Source organism: Gordonibacter pamelaeae 7-10-1-b, assembly GCF_000210055.1.
Classification (GTDB): Bacteria; Actinomycetota; Coriobacteriia; order Coriobacteriales; family Eggerthellaceae; genus Gordonibacter; species Gordonibacter pamelaeae.
Map to the genome: position 1 here is coordinate 1661820 of NC_021021.1, position 748 is coordinate 1662567.

1 protein-coding gene is annotated in these 748 nt (G+C 67.8%); it reads left to right on the forward strand.

Annotated elements, in window-relative coordinates; genetic code table 11:
* Positions 1–136 precede the first annotated feature (136 nt).
* A complete protein-coding gene (locus GPA_RS07730; protein WP_015539510.1) occupies positions 137–517 on the forward strand; it encodes a NifB/NifX family molybdenum-iron cluster-binding protein in 381 nt (126 codons plus the stop codon).
* The last annotated feature ends 231 nt before the right edge of the window (positions 518–748 follow it).

Genomic DNA, 748 nt, shown 5'->3' on the forward strand with positions numbered 1-748 from the left:
CCCCGCCGCCTGCGCGACCGACCGGCAAGGCGGCGCCTGCGCGGACGGACTGGAAACGAATTGGGCACGATCCGGGGCGACAGGGCCTCGGAAGACGATAAGCGGAACGGCGACGTTCCGGGAAAGAAGGATCATCATGGGAGAAACGCTGAAACTCGCGGTGCCGACGATGGGCGCGGCCGACCTCGCGTCCGAGCGCTCGGGCCACTTCGGCCATTGCGACTGCTTCACCATCGTGGACATCGAGGACGGCGAGATCAAAGGCACGTCCGAGCTGGCGAACCCGCCGCACGAAGAGGGCGGCTGCCTGCGCCCGGTGGGCCTGCTCGCCGATGCCGGCGTGGACGCCATCGTGGCGGCCGGCATGGGCATGCGCCCGATGATGGGCTTCAACGATGCGGGTATCACGGTGTACTTCGAGAACCAGACGCCGAACGTGGGCGAGGTCGCGAAGCTCGTGGCGGCCGGCAGCGTGCCGATCATGGGTGCCGAGAACGCCTGCAACCATCATCACTGAGTTCGGGAAACGATCGAGCACGAGAGGCGCCCGCCGGACGGCAGGCGCACCTCGTGCGTTCTAGGGGACGACGCGGACGGATGGCATGCAGACGTGCTGGGTTTTGGACGCGGGGCTGCCTGGTCGTGCTATCCTGCTCGGTGAGAGAAAGGAGCAGGGCTTGGGACACGGCGAGGAACAGGAACGAGGCGCAGGGCAAGGCGGGACGTACACCGTGTCGGCGGCGGCGCT